Below are 21,730 nucleotides of genomic sequence, written 5' to 3'. Positions count from 1 at the left end.
ATTTAATAGTATTGTTTTTAGTTAATTAGCAGATATGTACATCTGTAAAAACGAGCCTTAATTGGCTCGTTTTTTTTGTTAAGTATTAGTTTCCAGGAAACTTTGCCTTTCTTTTTTCTAAGAAAGCTGTAGTACCTTCTTTAAAATCTTCTGTACCAAAAGAAACCCCAAAAGCCTCTATTTCTCTATCAAAACCATTTACACCATCTTTAAAATTAGCATTTACAGCTTTTATGGCAGCTGAAATTGCTACAGATGAATTTTGCATAATTTTTCCCGCTAATTTTTCTGCCAAGGGCAACAGTTCTTCTTGTGTGGTTACATAATTTACCAAACCATAACTTTTGGCTTCGTTGGCAGAAATCATAGTAGCTGTCATAATCATTTCCATAGCTTTACCTTTACCAACTAGTTGTGGCAAACGTTGTGTGCCTCCATAACCAGGAATTACACCTAAAGATACTTCTGGTAAACCCATTTTTGCATTGTCTGATGCGATTCTGAAATGACAAGCCATTGCCAATTCTAAACCACCACCTAAAGCAAAACCATTTACAGCTGCAATTACTGGGGTGGATAAATTTTCTACCAAATCAAATAAAATTTCGTGCCCTTTTTGAGCTAAACTACTACCTTCTTCTACAGAAAAATTTGCAAATTCAGCAATATCTGCACCAGCAACAAAGGCTTTTTCTCCAGAACCTGTTAAAATAATGACTTTTATTTTTGAATTTTCTTCTAAATCTTGAAAAGCATCACTTAACTCAGAAATAGTTTCTTTGTTTAACGCATTTAACTTTTTAGGCCTATTAATGGTAATTTGTGCTAACGCATCATTTTTTTTTACTATTATATTATTGAATTTCATTTTGTATTAATTAAGATTTTTGTCATCATCAATATATCTCTCTAAATTAAAAAATCTGAATCAGATAACAAGTTATATACGGTTCTTTTAATCACTAAAACCAAAACAGCAATTATTGCTTGGGCAAAATTACTGTAAAAACAGTACCAATTCCTTTTTCTGATGTAAACGAAATAGTACCATCATATGCTTCTATAATATTCTTTATCATTGGTAAGCCTAAGCCCATTCCGCTTGATTTTGTGGTAAATTTTGGTTCAAAAATTAAGCTTTTCACTTCTTCCGGAATTCCTTTTCCATTATCAGAAACTCTTATTTTTATATTATTTTTTTCTGATACAACTTTTACGTCAATAATAGGGTTTTCTACTTTTTCTGATGCTTGTAAAGCATTTTTAACCAAATTAGTTACAATACGTATCAACTGCGTTTTATCTAAATTCGCAAACAGTTCTTTTTCATCTGTTGTGTAGGTAATAAAGTCTTCATTAAAAATATCTAATGCTAACTTTACAATACTTATTACCTCTATTTTTTCTCTTTTTTGAGAGGGCATTTTGGCAAAATCTGAAAATGCAGAGGCAATTGAACTCATTACATCTATTTGTTGTATTAAAGTTTGACTATATTCTTTTAATTTTTCTTTAATATTTTCATCCTCAGGATTAAATTTGCGTTCAAAACTTTGCACAGATAAACGCATTGGTGTTAACGGATTTTTAATTTCATGGGCTACTTGTTTTGCCATTTCTCGCCAAGCTTGCTCACGTTCACTTTTTGCTAATTTCACAGCACTTTCTTCTAGCTGATCTATCATATTATTATAAGCCTCTACCAACGTTTCAATTTCTGTACTTGCAGAATTCAATACAATTTTTTCATTACGCTCGTTTAAACGTGTTTGTTCCATTTTATCAGAAATTGCTTTTATAGAACGTGTAATGTAGCTCGATAAAAAATACGCCAATGCAATGGCTATAACAAACATTAACAAATACACTAAGCTTAACCTGGTAATAAATTCTTTTAATTCGTGCTCAATCTCAGAGTTATCTTGGGTAAACTGCAACTCTAGAATACCAATTCTTTTAAATTTAGGATCGTTAATATAACTGTAAGAAGTTTGATATCCCATACCATTTTTTACTAACGGAATTAAGATGGTATGGTTAGAATTTTGGGCTAAATCATTTAAAATATTGTAAGGTAAAGGTTGAATGATGTTGGGTTCGAAAGCATTGGTTTTAGAAGATATTAACAAATTTCCATGCAAATCGAAAATTGAAATATTTAACTTATTAATTGATGAAATTTCATAAATACGATTTCGGAAAATTTTCTCTAAATTTTCTGTTTTTACAGGATATGTAGTTTTATTGGTTAACTCTAGTTCAATCGTTTCTATTGTAGTGGCTTCTTTACGTTCAAAACGTTTAATATTGTAATCTTTTGTTTGCTCATCATATTGATAAACAGTAACACCCAAAATTAAGATGGATGCCAATAACACCAAGAGCGTCATTGATAAAAAAATACGTATTCTTAAAGATACTTTGCTAAGGTTAAACAAATTTTAGTTGGTTTTTATACGTTTTGTTTTCATTATTAAGAAATCGTCAATTTCGCCATCATTATCCCAATCATTTGTGCTTTTTCCCAAAAAACCTTTTTCGGTTTTTGTAATGTGATAACTTACTTTCATTTCTCTATCATTATAAAAAAAAGCCACAAAAAGTGAGTCTTTTTCTGCACTCCATTTACCATCGGTTTCAGAAACTTTTTCTCCTTTTTCATTGATAAACCAAGCCTTAAACGTACCATTTGTATTGTAAGTTGACTGTGCTATTAAGGTTGGATTATTATCGAACTTATCTTCGTAAATTTCTAAAGAATCTGATTTTTGATAGGTTGGCATTTTAATTTTTAAATAGGTGGTTTGCCAAGAATCTGTCATATATTCTTGTAATGATTTTTCTTTTTTACATGCAGCAATAAGTATGCCTAAAACCAAAATAAGCCTAATTCTGTATTTTTTCATCTGTATGATAATTAGGTATACAAGATATAGAAATAAAAAAGCCATTACAAAAAATGTAATGACTTTTAAGCTAATTTTATGGTTAACGATTAATTTACCTTAATTTTAATTGAATTGTAATCGTCTGATCGAATACCAATTAAACCAGATACAGTTTGCCCTTGTCTAATGGTTAATCCGTTTAAATTGTATGTTGTTAAATCGCTCTTAAACTTTTTATTGGCAGTGCTTGCAGCTACCATATTTCCGGCTGTTAAACCAGGCCCAAGAATTAAACCAACAGGAAATACACTATTTTCTGTTTGATATCCATTTTGAGTATCTGTAGTGTATAAATTTGTTGGGGTTAACAATAAATACCACAAATAAGAAGCTGGGCTTTGTTTTAAAGAGATAAAAACTTTATCATTATCCATAACATAAATTTCTGAATTATTATCATAATTCAATTTTACATCTTGTCCAAAAACAACATCTTTATTAGAATTGTTGGTAATTTTCAAGGCAATTAAACGCACACCTTTGGCTAATTCTTTCTTTTTATATTTTTTATCTAACAACTCATATTTATACTGCAATTTTACACCCTTATCTTCTGAAGAAGATAAGTAATTGATTGCTTGTGGGTTGATCGTTTGGTAATTTGATGCACAACTTCCAAACAAGAGTACAATAGCAATTAGTAAAGCAATTTTTTTAAATTTCATGATATTTTAGGTTTTTGCCAAAAGTAATTTATTTATTTCATTTCCCATATGATTCCATCACATCTTGAGTAGTGGTAAAAAAGTGCTTCTAAATTTTAAGATTAAGGGAAGGCCTCTTGCTAAAATCCAAAGAGTAAAAGCAATCCATATTGCCACTAATTTATAATCTAACCAGTCAAAAAACAGTAAGGTTGGTATAAATACCAAACCTGTTGATAGAATTAATACATTTCGTAGGTATTTCATAAAACCCATCCCTTTAAACATTCCATCAAAAATAAAAGTAATGGCACTTATAGGTTGTGTTAACAAAACAATCCAAAACACATTATTGAACTGAACTAAAACTGCATTTTCTTTCGTAAAGATTGTACCTATAAAATTATAAAAAACAAAACCCACTAATGCAATTATACTACCAGTTATAATACCGTATTTAAAAAGTTTAGTGCTTAATGCTACTAATGTTTCATATTCTTTTGCCCCCAACAATTTACCCGATAAAATATTTCCAGCACTTGAGTATCCGTCAATCATAAATGCACCCAATAACCAAATATTTATACCAATGGTATAGGCTGCAATATACGCAGCTCCATAATCTGTTGCATAAGAAGTGGCAAAATATAATGCCGTATTTAAGGCAATTGTTCTTATAAAAAGATTGCCAATCATACCTAACAACCTAGGAATTTCGCTATGGAAAGATGTACCAAACTTTAAAGAAATTGATGTTTTTTTAAGCAATAAAATCAAAGAAATTATGGCCATTGTTACTTGTGCAATAACGCTTGCATAAGCAGCACCTTCAATATGCATTGCTGGTATAATGCCATCAATTCCATAAACCAAAACAATATCCAGTACAATATTTAAAAGTGCACCAATAATAGCTATAACCATTGGATAGAATGTGTTTTGTAATCCTCTAAAAACCCCAAAAATAGCAAACACAAATAAAGAAAACGGAAACCCAAAAATGCGAATTTTAAAGTATCGAATGCAATATTCTAAAACTGCACCAGATGCATTATAAAACTTAAAGATTTCTTTGGCAAAAGGGTATGAAATTGCCAAGATAAATACACTACCTACTACTACAATACTAATGGCTTGGGCTGGTAAATTTGTAACATCTTTCAACTTGTTAGCACCTACATATTGTGATATTATTGAAGAAATAGCACTTCTAATTTGCCCAAAAACCCAAATTAGCATCGAAATATAAGCACCTACAATACCTACAGCAGCCAAACTTTCTGTGGCATTTAGGTCAATATTTCCAATAATGGCAGTATCAGTAATCGATAATAAAGGTTCTGCAATACCTGCAATTAATGCAGGAATTGCCAATTTATTAATACGTTTAAGACTAATATCTGTGTTCAAAATACAAATTTTTTGCAAAGGTACACCTCTAAAAAACATGTACAAGTACTTCCACAATAAAGAATTACAAACAACCTATTATCTTGTAAAGGCAAAAAATATCTATTGTTAGTGTACTGTTTTATTGAATAAAACATTATTTGATGTCATGAAATTTTATCTTTAAAAAAACCAAGAATTACAATATTAACAAAAAACATAGAAAGGCTAATTCATCACGTATTTATTAAAAAATCAGTAACTTTGTTGTATCAAAAAACACTATTTATGCAACATATTTTAGTACCTATCGGATTTACAGAAAGTGCACAAAACACCTTACAATATGCAATTGATTTTGCATCAGAAATTAATGCTAAAATCTTTGTTTTTAGAGCTTACAGTGCACAATCTAAAGCAGGCACAATGATTAATATTAATAGTATTATAGAGCGCGAAACCAATTTGTATTTACGCACTATGGTAAAAGCTGTGGATACTAAAAATGTTGATGTAAAACTCATTGCTGCAAAAGGAAGTGTGGTTGATAGTGTTTTGGGAATTGATGATGATTTGGGGATTGATTTGATTATTGTTGGTGCAAAAAGTAATTCTATAAAAGAAGAACTTTTTTTAGGAAGAACTGCTGGTAGCATTGTAAAACAAACCGATATTGCTGTTTTAACTGTGCCTGAAAATTATAAATATGCACCTTTAAAAAATGTTTTAATGGCTTTTAAATCTGGGGTTATAAAAAGTAAAAACGTGTTAAAACCTTTGCAATTTATTGTTGAAAAGTTTTCTACAAAAGTAAATTTACTTTTGGTAAAGACACCCAATTATACTCAAGAAGATTTAGTGCTAGACCAAAATTTAAAAAAATTACAATCAACCCTAACAGTTACCGAAAACGCTACTACTTTTCAAGGTGTATTAGAACATATTAAAACCCATAATCCAGATATGTTGTGTGTTTTTAGACGTAAAAGAGGTTTTTTTAAGAAGCTTTGGGAAAAGAATACTATTCTTAAAGAAGAATTTTTTACCAATGTACCTTTATTAATTTTAAAAGGGAAATAAAACTACTTTATTTCTTTAAAAGTTAAAGGCTCAAATGTTTCCCAACCAACAATGCAAGTATATTTTGTTGGGTTAACACTTGAAACTAAATTGTACTCAAAATCGGGCACTATTTCAACTAACGGAACTAGTGCAAACACTAAAACAAAAACAGCAACTGTTATTCTTAATGATAGTGATGGTTTATCTGTTTTTTTGAATTGAATCGGTATTAAATTACTATTTTTTTCCATGTTTAAGGATCGTAAAAATATAACGCTTAATATTTTAAATCAGCAGGTTCAATAAAGGCGATTTCTGGATTGTATATTTCTTGGATATACATTTTTAACTCTTCCATAAAATGATCTAGCTTTTCTTGAGTAATATCTGTATCCGGGTTTGTTCTGCTCGATGAAAAATGTACAGCTAAGAAACCTTCTTTTAAGTTTTTAAACGAATAAATTCCTGCTTTTAGAGGCTTAGAGAAATCGTAATTTTTATTCTGAGTAAATAAATAGGCATACAATAATACTTGAATTGCTTTATATTGCTTTTTAACTCTTAACTGCTCAAAATCTAGTACTTTTAATTCGGTACCTTTTACCATTCCAGATTTATAATCTATAATTCTAATGACGCCATTTAGCTCATCAACTCTATCCACATTTCCATGAATTTTAATCGGAAAATCTAAACCTTCAACTTCAATTTGTGTTGTTAAATTCTCTTCGGTAGCCAATATTTTTAATTGATTGGTGTCATTCCTTAACAATATTTTTTCCTTGGCTAAAAAATTAACCACAAACCGATTGGCAACTTCAAAAACCAAACGATTTCTACCTGTAGTAATATTACCGTTTTTAAAATGGATTGTAAAGTGCTTTGCTACCAAATTTCTAGCAGTCTCTTCCATTTTTTTAACATCCTCTAACTTTAAAAATTTACCTACAAACGGCTTGTAAAGTTCGTCTAAGGTTTCGTGAACTACTGTTCCTAAAGTATTGTGAGCCACTGTTTCTTCTACATCATCAAACTCTTTTATTTGCAAAATTTTCTGTTTATAAAACGCTATTGGATTATGTAAATAATTGGTTAACGATGAGGGTGAAAAACCTTTTTGTGCCAAAATTTGCAATTGTGAAAAAATACTATTGTTTTTAGTAATTTCCTTCAATTCAATTTTTTGAGGCAACACTTTAGGCGATACAATTTTTTGAATAACATCTGTTCGCATCATTTCTAATTGCGTTACAAAACGGCTTTTTTCGCCACTTCCAAAAACATCGTGTTCTGTATTATATAAAATATACACGTTTTTAGCTCTTTGCAATAACCTAAAAAAGTGATACGAAAAAATAGCATCTTTTTCCCTATACGTTGGCAATCCAAATTGCACTTTAACATCAAAAGGAATAAAAGAATTTTGCTGACTGTTGGCTGGTAAAATACCCTCATTTGCAGAGGCTATAATGATATTTTCAAAATCTAAAACGCGTGTTTCTAACATCCCCATTAATTGCAAACCTTTTAAAGGCTCTCCTTGAAATGATAAACTTTCTGAAGAAATTAACTGTTTAAAAAACTGGGCGAGTGTTTTTAAATCGGTAAAATAGCTAAACTCACCTTGTAAAATTTTAAGCTGTGTAAACGTGGTATAAAAACGAAATAAATATTCCTTTTCTAAATCATTTACATTGTCTTTTAAAAAATCGATTAAGGCTAAAATATCATCAATAAAATTGCCAACAGTAGTAAATGGATTAAAAAGAGGTAAGAGTACATTTTTAATTTGGGCATTTGCTGGTTTTAAAAATGCATTAATTTCATTTTCATTGATAAAAGTTTGGTTTTCTGTTGCAATTTTCGCAGTAAAATCGTCTACATTATCCAAAAAACCATAAATTAATTGATGCTTAAAAAAACGATTTACATCTTTGTAATAAAATTCATTCACAATATGCTTTTGTAACTTTTCTTGCGAAATGAATAGTTGAAAAATAGCAAAGAGTAAACTGGTTGTTGGCACATCTTTTAAAGGATATCCCATTGTAATATTGATATTCTTAATATTTTTGGGTAACGAATTTAAGCTTATAGGCAACAGGGTTTCGTCTGCCAATACCAAGGCTGTGTTGTTAACATTAGCTTTTTGCTGTAAAATTTCGCCAATATATTTTATTTGTGTGGTGTTTTTAGCTGCTCCTATTACTTGAATTTCTTTAGGTTTAGCAAAAGTATTTCCTAACGTTTTTAGGGCATTATTTTCATAATACTTCCACTCGTTTTTATACTTTCTAATAAATTTACCTGCTTGATGATTGGAGTTGAAAAAAGTATTATCTAAATCCCAATACACTTCAGCATTTCCAGTTGCTAACACTTTTTGAAATAGCAATTCCTCTGAAGCATTTAATGCATTAAATCCTATAAAAAAGAATTTTATGTTTTTTTTATCCTCTAAATAAGCCTCTATTTTTTTGGTAGCTTCTTTATATAAAACCCCTTGGTAACCTATATTTTTATTCAGTAAAAATTCGTAAAAAGCATCGTAATAAAGATTTAGTTTTTCTAAGAATGCATTGTGGTTTTGCATCAATGCTGTTTCTTTAAATGTGCCTTTTACAGACCATTTTCGCAAACGTTCGATATCTCTTAAATAGATAAAAATATCTTTGGTGTTAATTAAATGCTGGTCGATTTCATTAAAATCTTGCAACACTGTAATTGCCCAAGAAGAAAAAACATCAAAAGAATTTGGGTTTTTTTCGATGCTTTTATAGATTGTATAAAAATGGAACAGCAATTGAATACTATCTGCTTTTTCTACTCCTGAAATTTGCTGAATAAACTGCTCGATATTGAGCATTTCTGGTAAAAAACCTATCGTAATTTTATTTTTAAATTCTTGTTTCACAAAAACTTTTGCTCTTTGTGAAGGGAGTACAAAAACCACGTTTTTAAATGATGTTGTGGTTTGTAAAATATCGTCTATAGTTTCGGAAATAAAAGATTGCATTGCATTTTTTTGGTTTTCTAAATTACAAAAACTTACATTTATAGTTGTTTAATCCTAAAATTTTTTTTGATGCAAAATGAATTAAATATTATTGGTATTCAAGCAGATTTAGTGTGGGAAAATCCACAGGAAAATCGAAATTTTTTTGAAGAAAAAATACAGGCTTTACCTAAAAATACAGATTTGGTTGTTTTACCAGAAATGTTTACGACAGGCTTTACCATGCAGCCAGAAAATGTTGCAGAATCTATGAATGGAACTTCTATTCTTTGGATGAAAAAAATGGCTCAAAAACATGAAACTGCAATTACAGGAAGTTTGGTAATTCAAGAAGATAATCACTTTTACAATCGTTTAATTTTTGTGCATCCTTCAGGAAAAATAGAAACTTACGATAAAAGACATTCATTTACTTTAGCAGGAGAAGATAAAGTTTTTATTTCTGGATCAAAAAAATTGATTGTTACTTATAAAGGATGGAAAATTTGCCCTTTAATTTGCTATGATTTGCGTTTTCCTGTTTGGGCCAGAAATACAGAAAATTACGATCTTTTAATTTATATGGCAAATTGGCCAGTAACACGTATAAAAGCTTGGGAAACGCTCTTAAAAGCACGTGCAATTGAAAACATGAGTTATGTTATTGGGGTAAATAGAACTGGAAAAGATGCCAATAACTATGAATATTCAGGAAACTCTTTGGTAATTGATTATTTAGGTGAAGAAATCTCTACTCTATCTAAAAATGTAGTTGGAATTGTGAGTGCTAAAATTGATAAAGATCATCAAAATAAAACAAGAGAAAAGCTCGGGTTTTTAAAAGATAAAGATTCTTTTACAATTTTATAATATACTATTTTACCAATCTAAAAATCGAAAAGTATCCTCTTTTTCAAAATGATAATTTTCACCATTAAAAGTTAGTTTTTCAGATTCAGTTTTATATTTCTTTGTGTTTTTTCCTTTGATACCTTCATCTAAGTTTTCTTCAGCTATTTCTTCGTATGCAAAGTGTTTGGCAATATGCAAATTAAAAAACCCATTAGATTTTTCTTTAGTTATATCAATAGATTTTTCGACAATTTCAATTTTATAATTTCCACTACAGTTAGATTCCCCATTTGTTTTTCTAATAGTATAATTATCTAATAATTTTATAATCTTATTATTGATTAAACTCAAAATCATCATTTTTTGTTCAGAATATAAGTTGGCACAACTTTTTGTAGATTCTTCTGTTATAACTGCTATACTCATAGAATTGGTATTGAGATTAATTTTTTTCTTAAGTATGTAAGAAGGTGAAGATTGAACAGCTTCTGTGTCATAAAAAGTATTAGAGTCATTTACTTCATCAATAATGCTTCCATCTAAAGTATTTGTAAACAAATATTTTGTAGTGTATAGGTTTCCTTCTTTTGTGTTTTTTAAGATATATTGAATGGCAAAAAAGGTTTTGTCCTCATCCAAACTCAAAGAATGAGATTTATCTACATAAACGTTTTTAACTTTAATGTTTAAGTGATTACAAACTTTATTAAGTAGTTGAATATCTAATGTATCTGAATATTCTTTATCAGTCTTAAAATCGATAATTCTTTGTGAAAAACTAGATAAAGTATATAAGAATAAGAAAAAAGATACTATTTTCATATGTTTTACCTGATTCATATAAATATCTTAAAACCCAAAGTTGATGTTAAATTCCTTTGTTTTTTATCAATAAAACCTTTCAGGTTTTAAAAACCTGAAAGGTCTGTTATTAAAATAAATAGTTTCTGCTAATTTTAGCAGGCAACGTAACATTTAAAATTAACTCGGTTGCACCATCCATTTAAATTTAAACTCGGTATCTGGCACTTGAATTCTTTCTGTAATTCTATACATTCTGTCTGGTAATTTCATTAAGAAATCTCGTGCTTTTTCTGCTTCTGGAGTTAAGTTTGTTATTTTATCAATTTCCCACATGGTGTTTAATTTCTTTAAAATATCTACATAATCAAAACCTGTGTATACCCCTATTCTTTGGGCTACAGTAGAAAAATCATCGAACAAACTGCCTTTTTCTCCAAAAGATTCTCGTAAATGCATGGCTGGCATTACAATTTTATGCTTCATCATGTGTTGAAATGCTAACATCATTTGACTAGCATCAATCTTAAAAATTTCTTTTACAAAATGTGCATATGCTTGATGGTGACGCATTTCATCGCCAGCGATAATTTTAGACATTTTTGCCAAGGCTTTATGTCCTTTTTTACGGGCAATTTTTGCTACATTATTGTGAGAAATATAGGTTGCTAATTCTTGAAACGTAGTATATACAAAGTTTTTATATGGATCTGTAGAAGTACCAATATCAAAACCATCTGCAATTAAATGTTGTGTAGAAATTTCTACTTCACGCATGTTAACTCTACCAGACAAGTACAAGTATTTATTTAAAACGTCTCCATGTCTATTTTCTTCTGCTGTCCAAGTTCTTACCCATTTTGCCCAGCTATTGTCTGGATCTTGAGATACCCCATCTAAATCTAACAACCAAGATTCATATGTTGGTAAAGCTTCTTCTGTAATGGTATCTCCTACTAAGACCACCCAGAAATCATCATGCAATTCTTTAGATATTTCCCTGATTTCTTCTACTTCATTCATAAAAGAATCCTTTTGTGAATTCGGTAAAAAATCTGTTGGTTGCCAAATTTTTTCAGCAGGAATTAAATACGTTTCCATAAAGTCTTGCATCCTTTTTTCTAGGGTTAGCATTACTTCTTTTCTTACGTTGTATATAGACATAATTATATAATATTTTTTGTAATTACTGATTCTGTCTTTTCTAACAATTCATCAAAAGGCATAGAATCAATTTTTATAGGTTCGTGTGTGATGATTGCTATGGGGCTACCTAAACCTAATGGAAATTTTCCGTATTTAAAAACTTTCCACGAATTATTTATTGTTAAAGGCACCACATAACCGTCTTTATTGAACTTTGTGATGATTTTTAATCCATTTGTTGAAAACTTTTTTGGTTTTCCAGTTTTACTACGTGTACCTTCAGGAAAAATTATTGCTCCCCATTGGTTTTGTTTTATCCGTTTAGAAAACTCTACTAAGGTTCCTATGGCTTGTTTTGGATCTTTTCTGTTAATAAGTGCAGCTCCACCTTTTCTTAAGTTATAAGATACACTTGGTATTCCTTTACCAAGTTCTATTTTTGCTACAAATTTTGGATTGTATTTGCGAAAAAACCATCCAATAGGTGGAATGTCAAACGTACTTTGATGATTTGATACAAAAATTAAAGAAGCGTTATCTGGCAGCTTATACTCGTTTTTAAGGTAAATAGGTATGCCTAATATTAATAGCGATTTTACCAAACAAAAATTTAGAGCAGATACTACTTTTGCGTGTGCATTGTGTCCAAAAAGGTTAAAACTCAACCACTGAAATGGATGAAAAATAACCAATAATAGGATAAATGTAAACGCAAATATTGGTGAAAGTATATAACTGATTATTTTCATTAGCTAAACCAATTACCCCAAGGAATTCTTGATAAAATCAACAATAAAGCTAATCCATAAAAAATAGCAAACGTTTTAAATTTTGCGCTACTATCTGTTTTCTTTTTATGTTTAGACCATCCAATTGTTATCAATACAATCGCTAAAATCATCATTATTGGATGTTCTACTGCTAACAATCTTGTGCCTTTATCAGCCATAACTTCACTGCCATTTGCTTTTAAAGCTTTGTACCAAGGTGACATAAAATACCAAGCCAAACCTATCAATAATTGAATATGTGATAAGATTAGTGTAAATAACCCAATACGCAGATCTTTGTCTGTAAACTGTTTTTTTTGAGTTAGCCCAATGATAGCATTTACCACTGCAAAAATTAGTATGGCTAGCACTAAATAAGCCCAATACGAATGAATATCTTTTAGCATGATTTATAAATTTAATAGCGTAAAGTTACAATATAATGAATAAAAAAAGGTCGTCTAAAATGTAAATTTTAGACGACCTTTTTTAAGAATTTATAATTTTTTTTAATAGATTTTCCTATTATACGTTAATTATTTAAAGCCTCTGCACCACCAACAATCTCTAATATTTCATTAGTAATTGCTGCTTGACGTGCTTTATTATACGTTAATAATAATTCATCTCTTAATTCACCTGCATTATCAGTTGCTTTATGCATTGCTGTCATACGAGCTCCATGTTCTGATGCAAAACTGTCTCTAATACCTTTGTATAATTGTGTTTTTAACGATTTAGGTATTAGGGCTTCAATAATTTCTACTTTTGATGGTTCAAAAATATAATCAGAATTTGTTATTGTTGCACCACCTTCAATAGGTTTAATTGGTAAAAATTGCTCTACTTGTGGAATTTGTGTTGCTGCATTTTTAAACTGGTTGTAAACCAATTCAATTTTATCATAACTACCCTCTACAAATAAACTCATTAAATTTTCTGCAATAAGCGCAACGTTATCAAAAGTTAAATCATCAAAAATATCATTTCTAGTTTTAATGATATTAAATTCTTTACCTAATGTATCTGCTCCTTTTTTACCGATAGCAAAAATATCTACCTTTTTGTCTGAATATTTCTCAGCAACCGTTTTAACCACCTCTTTGGTAATAGATGAATTAAAACCACCACACAAACCTCTATTTGATGTTACTACAACTAATAACACTTTTGAAACTTCTCTTTCTGTAGAATATGCACCACCAGTATCACCATCTAAAGTTGCACTTAAATTTTGCAACAATTCTGTTAATTTTGAGGAATAAGGACGCATTGCAACAATTGCATCTTGTGCTTTTTTCAACTTTGCAGCAGATACCATCTTCATTGCAGATGTAATCTGCATTGTAGATTTAATTGAGGTGATTCTGTTACGTATTTCTTTTAAGTTTGCCATTCTTTAGTTGTTAGTTATTAGTCTTTGGTTTTTAGTACCTGCGTCTAAAAACTATAAGCTAACTTCTTATTTATGCAAAATGTTTAGATATCTCAGCTGCTGCTGCTTCTAATGTAGATGTAGCTTCATCAGTTAATTTACCTGATTTTAATACATCTAAAACATCTCTATGTTTTGCGTTTAAATAATCGATGTAATCTTTCTCGAATTTCTTAACTTGATTTACAGGAACATCTTTTAACAAGTTTTTAGAACCTGCATAAATAATTGCTACCTGATCTTCAACAGTAAACGGATCGTTTTGTGCTTGCTTTAAGATTTCAACATTACGTTGACCTTTAGAAATTACACTCATTGTAGCTGCATCTAAATCAGAACCAAACTTTGCAAATGCTTCTAATTCTCTAAACTGTGCTTGATCTAATTTTAAAGTACCAGATACTTTTTTCATAGATTTAATCTGCGCATTACCCCCAACACGAGATACAGAGATACCTACGTTAATTGCTGGTCTTACACCTGAGTTAAATAAATCTCCATCTAAGAAAATTTGTCCGTCTGTAATCGAAATTACGTTAGTTGGAATGTATGCTGATACGTCTCCTGCTTGAGTTTCGATAATTGGTAATGCCGTTAAAGAACCACCACCTTTTACAATACTTTTTAATGAATCTGGTAAATCGTTCATTTCACTAGCAATTTTATCATCATTGATAACTTTTGCAGCACGTTCTAATAATCTAGAGTGTAAGTAAAATACATCCCCTGGATAAGCCTCACGTCCTGGAGGTCTTCTTAATAAAAGAGAAATTTCACGGTATGCAACTGCTTGTTTTGATAAATCATCATAAATAATTAAAGCTGGTCTACCTGTATCTCTAAAATATTCTCCAATTGCAGCTCCTGCAAATGGTGCATATACCTGCATTGCTGCAGGATCTGATGCATTAGCAGCAACTATTGTAGTATACGCTAAAGCGCCTTTTTCTTCTAACATGTTTGCAATGGCAGCAACTGTTGATGCTTTTTGACCTACTGCAACATAAATACAATATACTGGATTACCAGCATCGTAAAATTCTTTTTGATTTAAGATGGTATCAATAGCCACTGTAGATTTACCTGTTTGACGGTCTCCAATAATCAACTCACGCTGACCTCTACCCACAGGAATCATAGCATCAATAGACTTAATACCAGTTTGTAATGGCTCAGTTACAGGTTCTCTGTAAATAACACCAGGAGCTCTACGCTCTAAAGGCATTTCGTACGTTTTACCTTCAATAGCACCTTTTCCGTCAATTGGACTTCCTAATGTATCTACAACTCTACCTACAATTCCCTCACCTGCTCTTAACGAAGCAATTCTTTCTGTTCTTTTAACAGTAGAACCTTCTCTTACAGAAGTTGAAGCACCAAGTAATACTACACCTGCATTGTCTTCTTCTAAGTTTAAAACGATACCCTCTAAGCCGTTATCGAATTCTACTAACTCACCATATTGTACGTTAGATAATCCATAAACACGAGCAATACCATCACCTACTTGTAATACTGTACCTACTTCGCTTAATGAAGCTTGAGCTTCAAAATTGGTCAACTGTTCTTTTAAAATTGCTGATACTTCAGCTGGTTTAATACTTGCCATCTTATTTTAGTTTTTAGCTTTTGGCTGTTAGCTTTTAGCTATTTACTTTTAATTTTAATTTGCTTTTACAAATGACTGATTGCCATAAGCGAAAAGCTGACTATATTTTTGGAATATAGTGACTATTGTCAAATTCCTTTTTTAATTCACTTAAATAGTTTGAGATACTAGCATCATATTGCACATCTCCAACACGTAATATAAACCCACCTAAGATATCTGGATTTATTACATTTTCTAAATTAGCTTTTTCTCCTGTTAATGCTTCTATTTTAGCTAAAACTTTCTTCTCAATCTCAGTAGTAATAGGCACAGCAGTAGTAACCTTTGCTACTTGAATATGGTGATAGTAATCGTAAATAATAGTATACTGCTTAGCAATAGAAGCTAACATTGAGATTCTTTTATTTTCTTGCAATAAATTGAAGAGCCCTAAAGTAATATTATTAACTTGATTTGAAAATGTAGCTTTTAAAACATTTATTTTATCAGCTGATTTTATAATAGGACTTTGCAATGCAACAGCAAGTTCAGGATTTTCTGAAATTGTTGAAGCAATTAATTGCATATCTGTATTTACAGCAGAATCGTCTTTAGAATCTTTTGCAAGATTTAAGATTGCTTTTGCGTAACGTAATGCTGCTCTTGCGTCTTTCATAAAATTAGTTTAACTCAACTTCTTTTAAAATTCCTTCCACTAAAGCCAATTGATCTTTTTTATTAGATAATTCCTTTTTTATTACAGACTCTGCAATACCAATTGACAATTCTGCAACATTCTTTTTCAACTCAGCTAAAGCTGCTTGTTTTTCTTGTTGAATAGAAGCTTGTGCAGTTTCAATTAATTTGGTGGTTACTTCTTTAGCATCTTCTTTAGCCTCAGCAATCATCTTGTCTCTGATATCTCTTGCCTCTTTCATCATAGCATCTCTTTCTAATCTGGCTTCTTTTGCTAACCTTTCGTTATCTGCAGTTAAGTTTTGCATTTCTTTACGTGCATTTTCTGCAGCTGCTAAAGCTTCTTCGATACCTGATTCTCTTTCCTCTAAAGAATTTAAAATTGGTTTCCAAGCAAACTTTACCATTAAGCCAATTAAAGCTAATAATAAAATTGTAGAGACTACAAATAATCCTGGTGAAAAATCGTTTAATAAAGTTTCCATTCTATAAACTAATTATATGTTTTTTTCTTTTTGTTTAATTTTAAAAACACATTCTGTAACCAACCGTTACAGAATTGTGCTTTTTGTTTTTGTTTGGCTTATTTTCCTAAGAATAATGCACCAAATGCTAAACCTTCTAATAATGCAGCGATAATAATCATTGCTGTTTGGATTTTTCCAGTTGCTTCTGGCTGACGAGCAATACCTTCCATTGCTTTTCCACCAATTTGACCTAATCCAATTCCTGCTCCGATTACGATTAATCCTGCTCCAATTAAATTGTACATAATAAATGTATTTATATTAAATTAAACAAACTTGTATTAATGAGCTTCTGCATGATCCTCTACAGCCATACCAATAAATAATGCTGAAAGCATTGTAAAGATATACGCTTGTAAAAAAGCAACTAAAACCTCAATTAATGTTATAAAAAATGATAACACTAAAGACAACCCTGTTGCACCAACAACCCCTAAAGATTCTTTAAGTGTAAACATAATTGCAATTAAGCTCATTACCACAATATGACCTGCTGAAATGTTCGCGAATAAACGAACTAATAATGAAAATGGTTTAATTAATAAAGCCCCAGCCAATTCTATAATTGCCAAAACTGGACGAATTAAAACAGGAACTCCTGGCATCCAAATCATGTGCATCCAGTATCCTTTAGTACCACTAACAGAATAAATAATTAATGTAAAAATTGCCAAACAAGCAGTAACTGCTAACTGACCAGTAACATTAAAACCTAAAGGGGTTAAACCCGCTAAATTTAAAACCCAAATAAAGAAAAACACGGTTAATAAGTACCCTGTAAATCTTCTATAATGTTTGTCGCCAATATTTGGTCTTGCAATTTCGTCTCTAACATAGATTACTAAAGGCTCTAAAACCCTAGCAAAACCTGTTGGAATCTTTTTTGTTTTGTATTGTTTTGCCAATCTTGAGAACCAAAATAACAGCAAAAAGCCTATCAACAAAATACCAACAACACTTTTAGTTATTGAAAAATCTAAAACTTTATGTCCGTTTGTTGGATGATGATCTGCATCAAAAGATAATGATGACGCACCTTTATCTAACTCATAAATTTTAGAATGTACTTTTGCGAATTTAGCTCCGTTATTTTCTACTATTACATGCCCATCATCATTATGATGAAATTCTGACGACATAAAAGTAACCAACCCTTCACTTGACCATAAAATTACTGGTAAAGGAAAGCCTAAATGATGTCTTTCGCCATCATCTCCAGTATAAGAGTAGAGAGAAAAATCGTGAGAATCTTTAATGTGATGTAGAATATATGCTTCTACCTCTTCCTTTGTATTTACACGCCCTCCATCGTTTTGATTGTCGTGTTTTTTATCAGAACTTGAAGCAAAACTTACTGAAGTAAGTAAGGAAACTACTGCTATTAAAAGAAATTTGATTGATTTTTGTGCAATCTTCATGGTAAAAATACGCTTTCTAAATTCGGCGCAAAGATATGTAATATTTTATAACCACAAACCATTTTTTTAGGAATTGTTAATTATTGCTTTTTCATTAAAATTTTAGCCACAAAAACTGCCTCTGTTAATAAAAATATAAACATTGGTATAAATAATGAAACTCTTGATGGCATAGATAAGTTATCCTCTGTAAATATTGGGTTATAAAAGATTATACAAAAAAGTATGAGTTTTAAAACTACAGTACCTAAATATACAAAACCTAATTGTTCAAAAAACTTATCAACAGTAGAAAAAAAGTGTAAATTACAGCAAACTAATAGGGAAAAGCCCAAATGAAATTGATATACTTTTTTTAATGAAAATGCCAATGAGATGTCCTTATTTTCGATATAATTTTCGTGTAAAAAAAAGCTTATAAAAAAAATAAAAAAAAACACAGCTGTATAAAGTAGAATACTTTTAATCATTAATTTTATTCGCTTGTTTTATTAAGGAATACATTGCTAAAAAAATAGCTAAGAGTGTAATTGTTTCTTTTAGAAATTGGGTTTGAAAAGTAGTATCTAACCATTTACCTAATAAAAATCCCAAGTAAATAGTTAGGCCCATTTGTAAACCAGCTCCAGAAAGTTGTAGCGCTTTATTTAAAGGCTTTTTTTTCTCTTTGTTGGTCTTTTGAGTTTTCTGCTGTTTTTTTTCCATTTTCTATATTAAGCACTTTTGGTGCTACTTTCATGGTACAAGATGCATTGAATGTGGCTCCTGGCTCTACAGATAGTTTACCTACTATAACCTCACCAGAAATATTTGCAGAAGTTTTAATAGTTAAAATATTTTCTACACTTAATGTTCCAGAAAATGTACCTTCTATATCTGTATTATGCGCGTTAATATTTCCATTTACAACACCTCCAGAACCAATGATAACTCTACCTTTTGTAGTTAAATCACCTTCTAAAAGACCATCAATTCTGTAGTCTCCTTCAGAAATAATTTCTCCTTTTATTTTGGTGTTTTTTGCGATAACATTTCTTTCCATTGATCTTAAAACTTTAATTATAGGATGATTATTTGCCTAATCTTGATACGATTTCTTTAGCTTTTTTTCCTTCTTCTGTATTTCCATAGCTCACAGCAACAAATTCTAAAGCAGTTTTATAAGCTTTTTTATCTTTAAACTTTCCAATAGCAAACGCTTTTAAGAGCTCAAATTTTGGTAATAATTCTGAGTTGGAAATTGTAGGTAAAAATTCATCAACTTTAACAATTGTTTCTTCAAACTTAAGATCTTTATAAAGGTAATATATTTCTTTATATGCCTTTTCTACCTCACTAACCTCAGCTTCTTCTTCTGCAAAAGTGGCATCAGGATTTTGAATAATCTGAGCAAATTTGGTGTCAGCATAATCATTTAAAATTACATTTTTATATTGATTCGCTTTTTGCGCATCACCCAAATTGGTATAAATTTGATACAAATGCCAGTTTATTGGTAGTATCAATTCTTTAGCTGGTTGCAAGCTTGCTACTCTCTCTAATCGTTTTTTGGCAAAATTTAAATTTTTAAACTGCTCTTTATAAATTAATCCTAATTCATATAAAGCCTGATTTCTCTGTATTTTTAAACTATCTATTACCTTTTTGTCTGTTGGAATTGCACTCAAATAAGTCTCTAAATCGTACTTTGCATTACTTTTTGTAACTTTTGTTGAATCTTGAACTGCGCCACCAATGGTTGCTTTTTCTGCCCATCTCCAATTGTCTTCTAACTTTCGTGTTCCCCAAATTTTTTGAAATTCAGTCTTACCAAAACTTAAAGATTGGTTATTGTAAAAGTACCAATTGCCTTTATCTGCACTACCCAAACCAGCTGCTGTATTACCAAAAGCCAACTGATTTAAACGTAATTGAGCAGCTTCTTCATCTGCTTTTTTAATCTTTGCAATATAATTTTCGAAAAATTCTTTTTGTGCCTCTTCTGATAAAGAAGCAATGCTAACAATACTATCATTTGTAGCAACTACTTCTTCAAACTGAATTAGTGATGCCAAATTTCTATGTTTTCTTTTGATGCGTCTAATTCTTAAATTTAAGGTATCTTTTGCAATCTGTAAAACACTATCGTAATATGCACTTGCATTTTGATAAGCATCTGCTTTAAAAGATAAATTTCCTAACCTTTCATAAACAAATGTTTTTTGTTTATCACCTGCATCTTTTGCCCTTAATGATTGATTGTAGTTTTCAATTGCCAATTGAATACTATCATTATTTTGATGCAAAACTCCTCTTTGATAATACAAAGCATCTAAATACGGCCTGTTTTCTCTAATTTTAATCAATTTATTTAACTTTTCTAAAACCAAAGCTGCAGTAGAATCATTAGGTGCATTTTTTGCCAATTCAATATTGGCGCGAATTTTATATTTGTAAGGTGCTTTTTTAAAGTTTGCCAATTTTTGAAACACCATACTAGCAGAATCTTTCTTGTTTTCTTTGGCATATATTTGACCTAAAACGAATAAATTTCGTGCTCCTTGTGCTCTATTTTCTAAAGTTCTTGTTGCTAATTTTAAATGTTTTTTGGCTTTTTGTAAACTATCTGTTTTTACATATGCCATTGCCAAAGCTGTGTTGCCTAATTCTTTTATTTCATCTGGTAAGTTTGCTTCTAGAGTATCTCTAACCTCTAACAATAATTCTAGCGTTTCAATTGCCCTCTCTTCATTATCCATTCTAATAGCAGCTTTTGCTCGCCAAATTTTGGTTTCTGCTATTAAATTTGCATTCGGATAATTGGCAATAACATAATTAAAAGCCTCTACTGCTGGCACAAAACGTTGCGAATAATAGCGAGATTTGCCCAACAACAAATAAGCATCATCAATTTGCCTATTGTGCTCAATTCCATCAATATTCATTCCGTGTTTTTGGATGGCTTTTATGGCTTTATCTTCTGCTTTTTCAAAAGTGGTGAGTTCTTTTATATCATCATTATTAGCACCTCCAAAACCAGCTCCAGGACCATTATTATTAAACTTTGGTATGGCTATTTTATCTTCTTCAAATTCTATAGGCTCTATGGGTAATTGTTGAAACCAATCGTCTTTATACTCATTATTGATACTTTCAATACCCTTTTTAAAGGCTTCTTTACCATTAAATAGCACATTGTATTTTGTAGTTAATGCATGGTAATTTCTACTAATTATAGTATCTTTTTTGGTGCTACAAGCATACATAGCAACAAAAAATATAAAAATGATAGTTATTTTTTGAGTGTTTTTCACACAGGTAGATCTAAATGATTATTAATTTTATAAGAGTTTGTGACTCTTATTTACAACTGATTTGTAACAAAAATAGTATAAATACAGTGTGTAAAAATACTAATAAAATCAAAATAGACTACTTTTATTAATGAGAGATATGAATTTACTGAAAATATATTTT

Annotated in this window: 23 protein-coding genes; 2 read left to right on the top strand and 21 right to left on the bottom strand. The window is 30.3% G+C overall.

Going from position 1 to position 21,730, the window contains the following annotated elements; all coding sequences use genetic code 11:
• Window positions 1-85: 85 nt before the first annotated feature.
• The 5 genes from ACTG3V_RS00345 to ACTG3V_RS00325 form a co-directional block, all read right to left on the bottom strand.
• Complete coding sequence (locus ACTG3V_RS00345) at window positions 86-868, bottom strand: enoyl-CoA hydratase/isomerase family protein (RefSeq protein ID WP_439130127.1); 783 nt, start codon at window positions 866-868, stop codon at window positions 86-88.
• A gap of 112 nt (window positions 869-980) precedes the next feature.
• The gene (locus tag ACTG3V_RS00340) at window positions 981-2,390 is read right to left on the bottom strand and encodes an ATP-binding protein (RefSeq protein ID WP_439130228.1); all 1,410 of its coding nucleotides are present in this window, start codon (window positions 2,388-2,390) and stop codon (window positions 981-983) included.
• Between the two features lie 51 nt (window positions 2,391-2,441).
• Window positions 2,442-2,906 (bottom strand): hypothetical protein, encoded by a 465-nt coding sequence (locus tag ACTG3V_RS00335; RefSeq protein WP_439130126.1) that lies wholly within the window; start codon window positions 2,904-2,906, stop codon window positions 2,442-2,444.
• 89 nt (window positions 2,907-2,995) lie between these two features.
• Window positions 2,996-3,613: a hypothetical protein gene (locus ACTG3V_RS00330; RefSeq protein WP_439130125.1), complete on the bottom strand. Its 618-nt coding sequence runs from the start codon at window positions 3,611-3,613 to the stop codon at window positions 2,996-2,998.
• 57 nt (window positions 3,614-3,670) lie between these two features.
• On the bottom strand, window positions 3,671-5,002 hold the full coding sequence (locus tag ACTG3V_RS00325) for an MATE family efflux transporter (protein WP_439130124.1): 1,332 nt from the start codon (window positions 5,000-5,002) through the stop codon (window positions 3,671-3,673).
• A gap of 267 nt (window positions 5,003-5,269) precedes the next feature.
• Here ACTG3V_RS00325 and ACTG3V_RS00320 point away from each other — a divergent pair, with 267 nt between their 5' ends.
• Window positions 5,270-6,061: a universal stress protein gene (locus ACTG3V_RS00320; RefSeq protein ID WP_439130123.1), complete on the top strand. Its 792-nt coding sequence runs from the start codon at window positions 5,270-5,272 to the stop codon at window positions 6,059-6,061.
• 2 nt (window positions 6,062-6,063) lie between these two features.
• On the opposite strand, the gene ACTG3V_RS00315 is transcribed toward ACTG3V_RS00320, so the two are convergent.
• Together ACTG3V_RS00315 and ACTG3V_RS00310 are read right to left on the bottom strand one after the other, a co-directional pair.
• On the bottom strand, window positions 6,064-6,294 hold the full coding sequence (locus ACTG3V_RS00315; RefSeq protein WP_439130122.1) for a hypothetical protein: 231 nt from the start codon (window positions 6,292-6,294) through the stop codon (window positions 6,064-6,066).
• A gap of 26 nt (window positions 6,295-6,320) precedes the next feature.
• Window positions 6,321-9,059, bottom strand: a complete 2,739-nt coding sequence (locus ACTG3V_RS00310) for a PD-(D/E)XK nuclease family protein (RefSeq protein WP_439130121.1) — start codon at window positions 9,057-9,059, stop codon at window positions 6,321-6,323.
• Window positions 9,060-9,128: 69 nt separating this feature from the next.
• On the opposite strand from ACTG3V_RS00310, the gene ACTG3V_RS00305 reads away from it, so the two are divergent.
• The gene (locus tag ACTG3V_RS00305) at window positions 9,129-9,908 is read left to right on the top strand and encodes an amidohydrolase (protein WP_439130120.1); all 780 of its coding nucleotides are present in this window, start codon (window positions 9,129-9,131) and stop codon (window positions 9,906-9,908) included.
• A gap of 9 nt (window positions 9,909-9,917) precedes the next feature.
• Here ACTG3V_RS00305 and ACTG3V_RS00300 read toward each other — a convergent pair whose 3' ends face one another.
• From ACTG3V_RS00300 to ACTG3V_RS00235, 14 genes are all read right to left on the bottom strand, one after another.
• On the bottom strand, window positions 9,918-10,712 hold the full coding sequence (locus ACTG3V_RS00300) for a hypothetical protein (RefSeq protein WP_439130119.1): 795 nt from the start codon (window positions 10,710-10,712) through the stop codon (window positions 9,918-9,920).
• 159 nt (window positions 10,713-10,871) lie between these two features.
• On the bottom strand, window positions 10,872-11,855 hold the full coding sequence (locus ACTG3V_RS00295; protein ID WP_439130118.1) for an acyl-ACP desaturase: 984 nt from the start codon (window positions 11,853-11,855) through the stop codon (window positions 10,872-10,874).
• Between the two features lie 2 nt (window positions 11,856-11,857).
• Window positions 11,858-12,586: a lysophospholipid acyltransferase family protein gene (locus ACTG3V_RS00290; RefSeq protein WP_439130117.1), complete on the bottom strand. Its 729-nt coding sequence runs from the start codon at window positions 12,584-12,586 to the stop codon at window positions 11,858-11,860.
• Window positions 12,586-13,014: a hypothetical protein gene (locus tag ACTG3V_RS00285; protein WP_439130116.1), complete on the bottom strand. Its 429-nt coding sequence runs from the start codon at window positions 13,012-13,014 to the stop codon at window positions 12,586-12,588. Before ACTG3V_RS00285 ends, ACTG3V_RS00290 begins: the two co-directional genes overlap by 1 nt.
• 125 nt (window positions 13,015-13,139) lie before the next feature.
• Window positions 13,140-14,003, bottom strand: coding sequence for an ATP synthase F1 subunit gamma (gene atpG / locus ACTG3V_RS00280; RefSeq protein ID WP_439130115.1), 864 nt, complete (start codon window positions 14,001-14,003; stop codon window positions 13,140-13,142).
• A 70-nt stretch (window positions 14,004-14,073) separates the two neighbouring features.
• Window positions 14,074-15,651 carry a F0F1 ATP synthase subunit alpha gene (gene atpA, locus ACTG3V_RS00275; protein WP_439130114.1) on the bottom strand — a complete coding sequence of 526 codons (1,578 nt, stop codon included), beginning with the start codon at window positions 15,649-15,651 and terminating at the stop codon, window positions 14,074-14,076.
• 100 nt (window positions 15,652-15,751) lie between these two features.
• Complete coding sequence (gene atpH, locus ACTG3V_RS00270) at window positions 15,752-16,309, bottom strand: ATP synthase F1 subunit delta (RefSeq protein ID WP_439130113.1); 558 nt, start codon at window positions 16,307-16,309, stop codon at window positions 15,752-15,754.
• Window positions 16,310-16,313: 4 nt separating this feature from the next.
• Window positions 16,314-16,814 (bottom strand): F0F1 ATP synthase subunit B, encoded by a 501-nt coding sequence (locus ACTG3V_RS00265; RefSeq protein ID WP_439130112.1) that lies wholly within the window; start codon window positions 16,812-16,814, stop codon window positions 16,314-16,316.
• A 98-nt stretch (window positions 16,815-16,912) separates the two neighbouring features.
• Window positions 16,913-17,101, bottom strand: a complete 189-nt coding sequence (atpE, locus tag ACTG3V_RS00260) for an ATP synthase F0 subunit C (RefSeq protein ID WP_013993139.1) — start codon at window positions 17,099-17,101, stop codon at window positions 16,913-16,915.
• A gap of 36 nt (window positions 17,102-17,137) precedes the next feature.
• Entirely contained in the window at window positions 17,138-18,274 is a 1,137-nt protein-coding gene (gene atpB, locus ACTG3V_RS00255) for a F0F1 ATP synthase subunit A (protein WP_439130111.1), read from the bottom strand.
• A gap of 80 nt (window positions 18,275-18,354) precedes the next feature.
• A complete protein-coding gene (locus ACTG3V_RS00250) occupies window positions 18,355-18,744 on the bottom strand; it encodes a DUF6168 family protein (protein WP_439130110.1) in 390 nt (129 codons plus the stop codon).
• A complete protein-coding gene (locus tag ACTG3V_RS00245) occupies window positions 18,737-18,979 on the bottom strand; it encodes an AtpZ/AtpI family protein (RefSeq protein ID WP_439130109.1) in 243 nt (80 codons plus the stop codon). Before ACTG3V_RS00245 ends, ACTG3V_RS00250 begins: the two co-directional genes overlap by 8 nt.
• Window positions 18,918-19,316: a bactofilin family protein gene (locus ACTG3V_RS00240; RefSeq protein ID WP_439130108.1), complete on the bottom strand. Its 399-nt coding sequence runs from the start codon at window positions 19,314-19,316 to the stop codon at window positions 18,918-18,920. Before ACTG3V_RS00240 ends, ACTG3V_RS00245 begins: the two co-directional genes overlap by 62 nt.
• Window positions 19,317-19,344: 28 nt before the next feature.
• Entirely contained in the window at window positions 19,345-21,567 is a 2,223-nt protein-coding gene (locus ACTG3V_RS00235; protein WP_439130107.1) for a tetratricopeptide repeat protein, read from the bottom strand.
• Between the last annotated feature and the right edge of the window lie 163 nt (window positions 21,568-21,730).

Source organism: Polaribacter sp. (genome assembly GCF_965660385.1).
Classification (GTDB): Bacteria; Bacteroidota; Bacteroidia; order Flavobacteriales; family Flavobacteriaceae; genus Polaribacter.
Note: the sequence above shows the minus strand (reverse complement) of the source record. Positions and strands in the feature narration are given on the sequence as shown.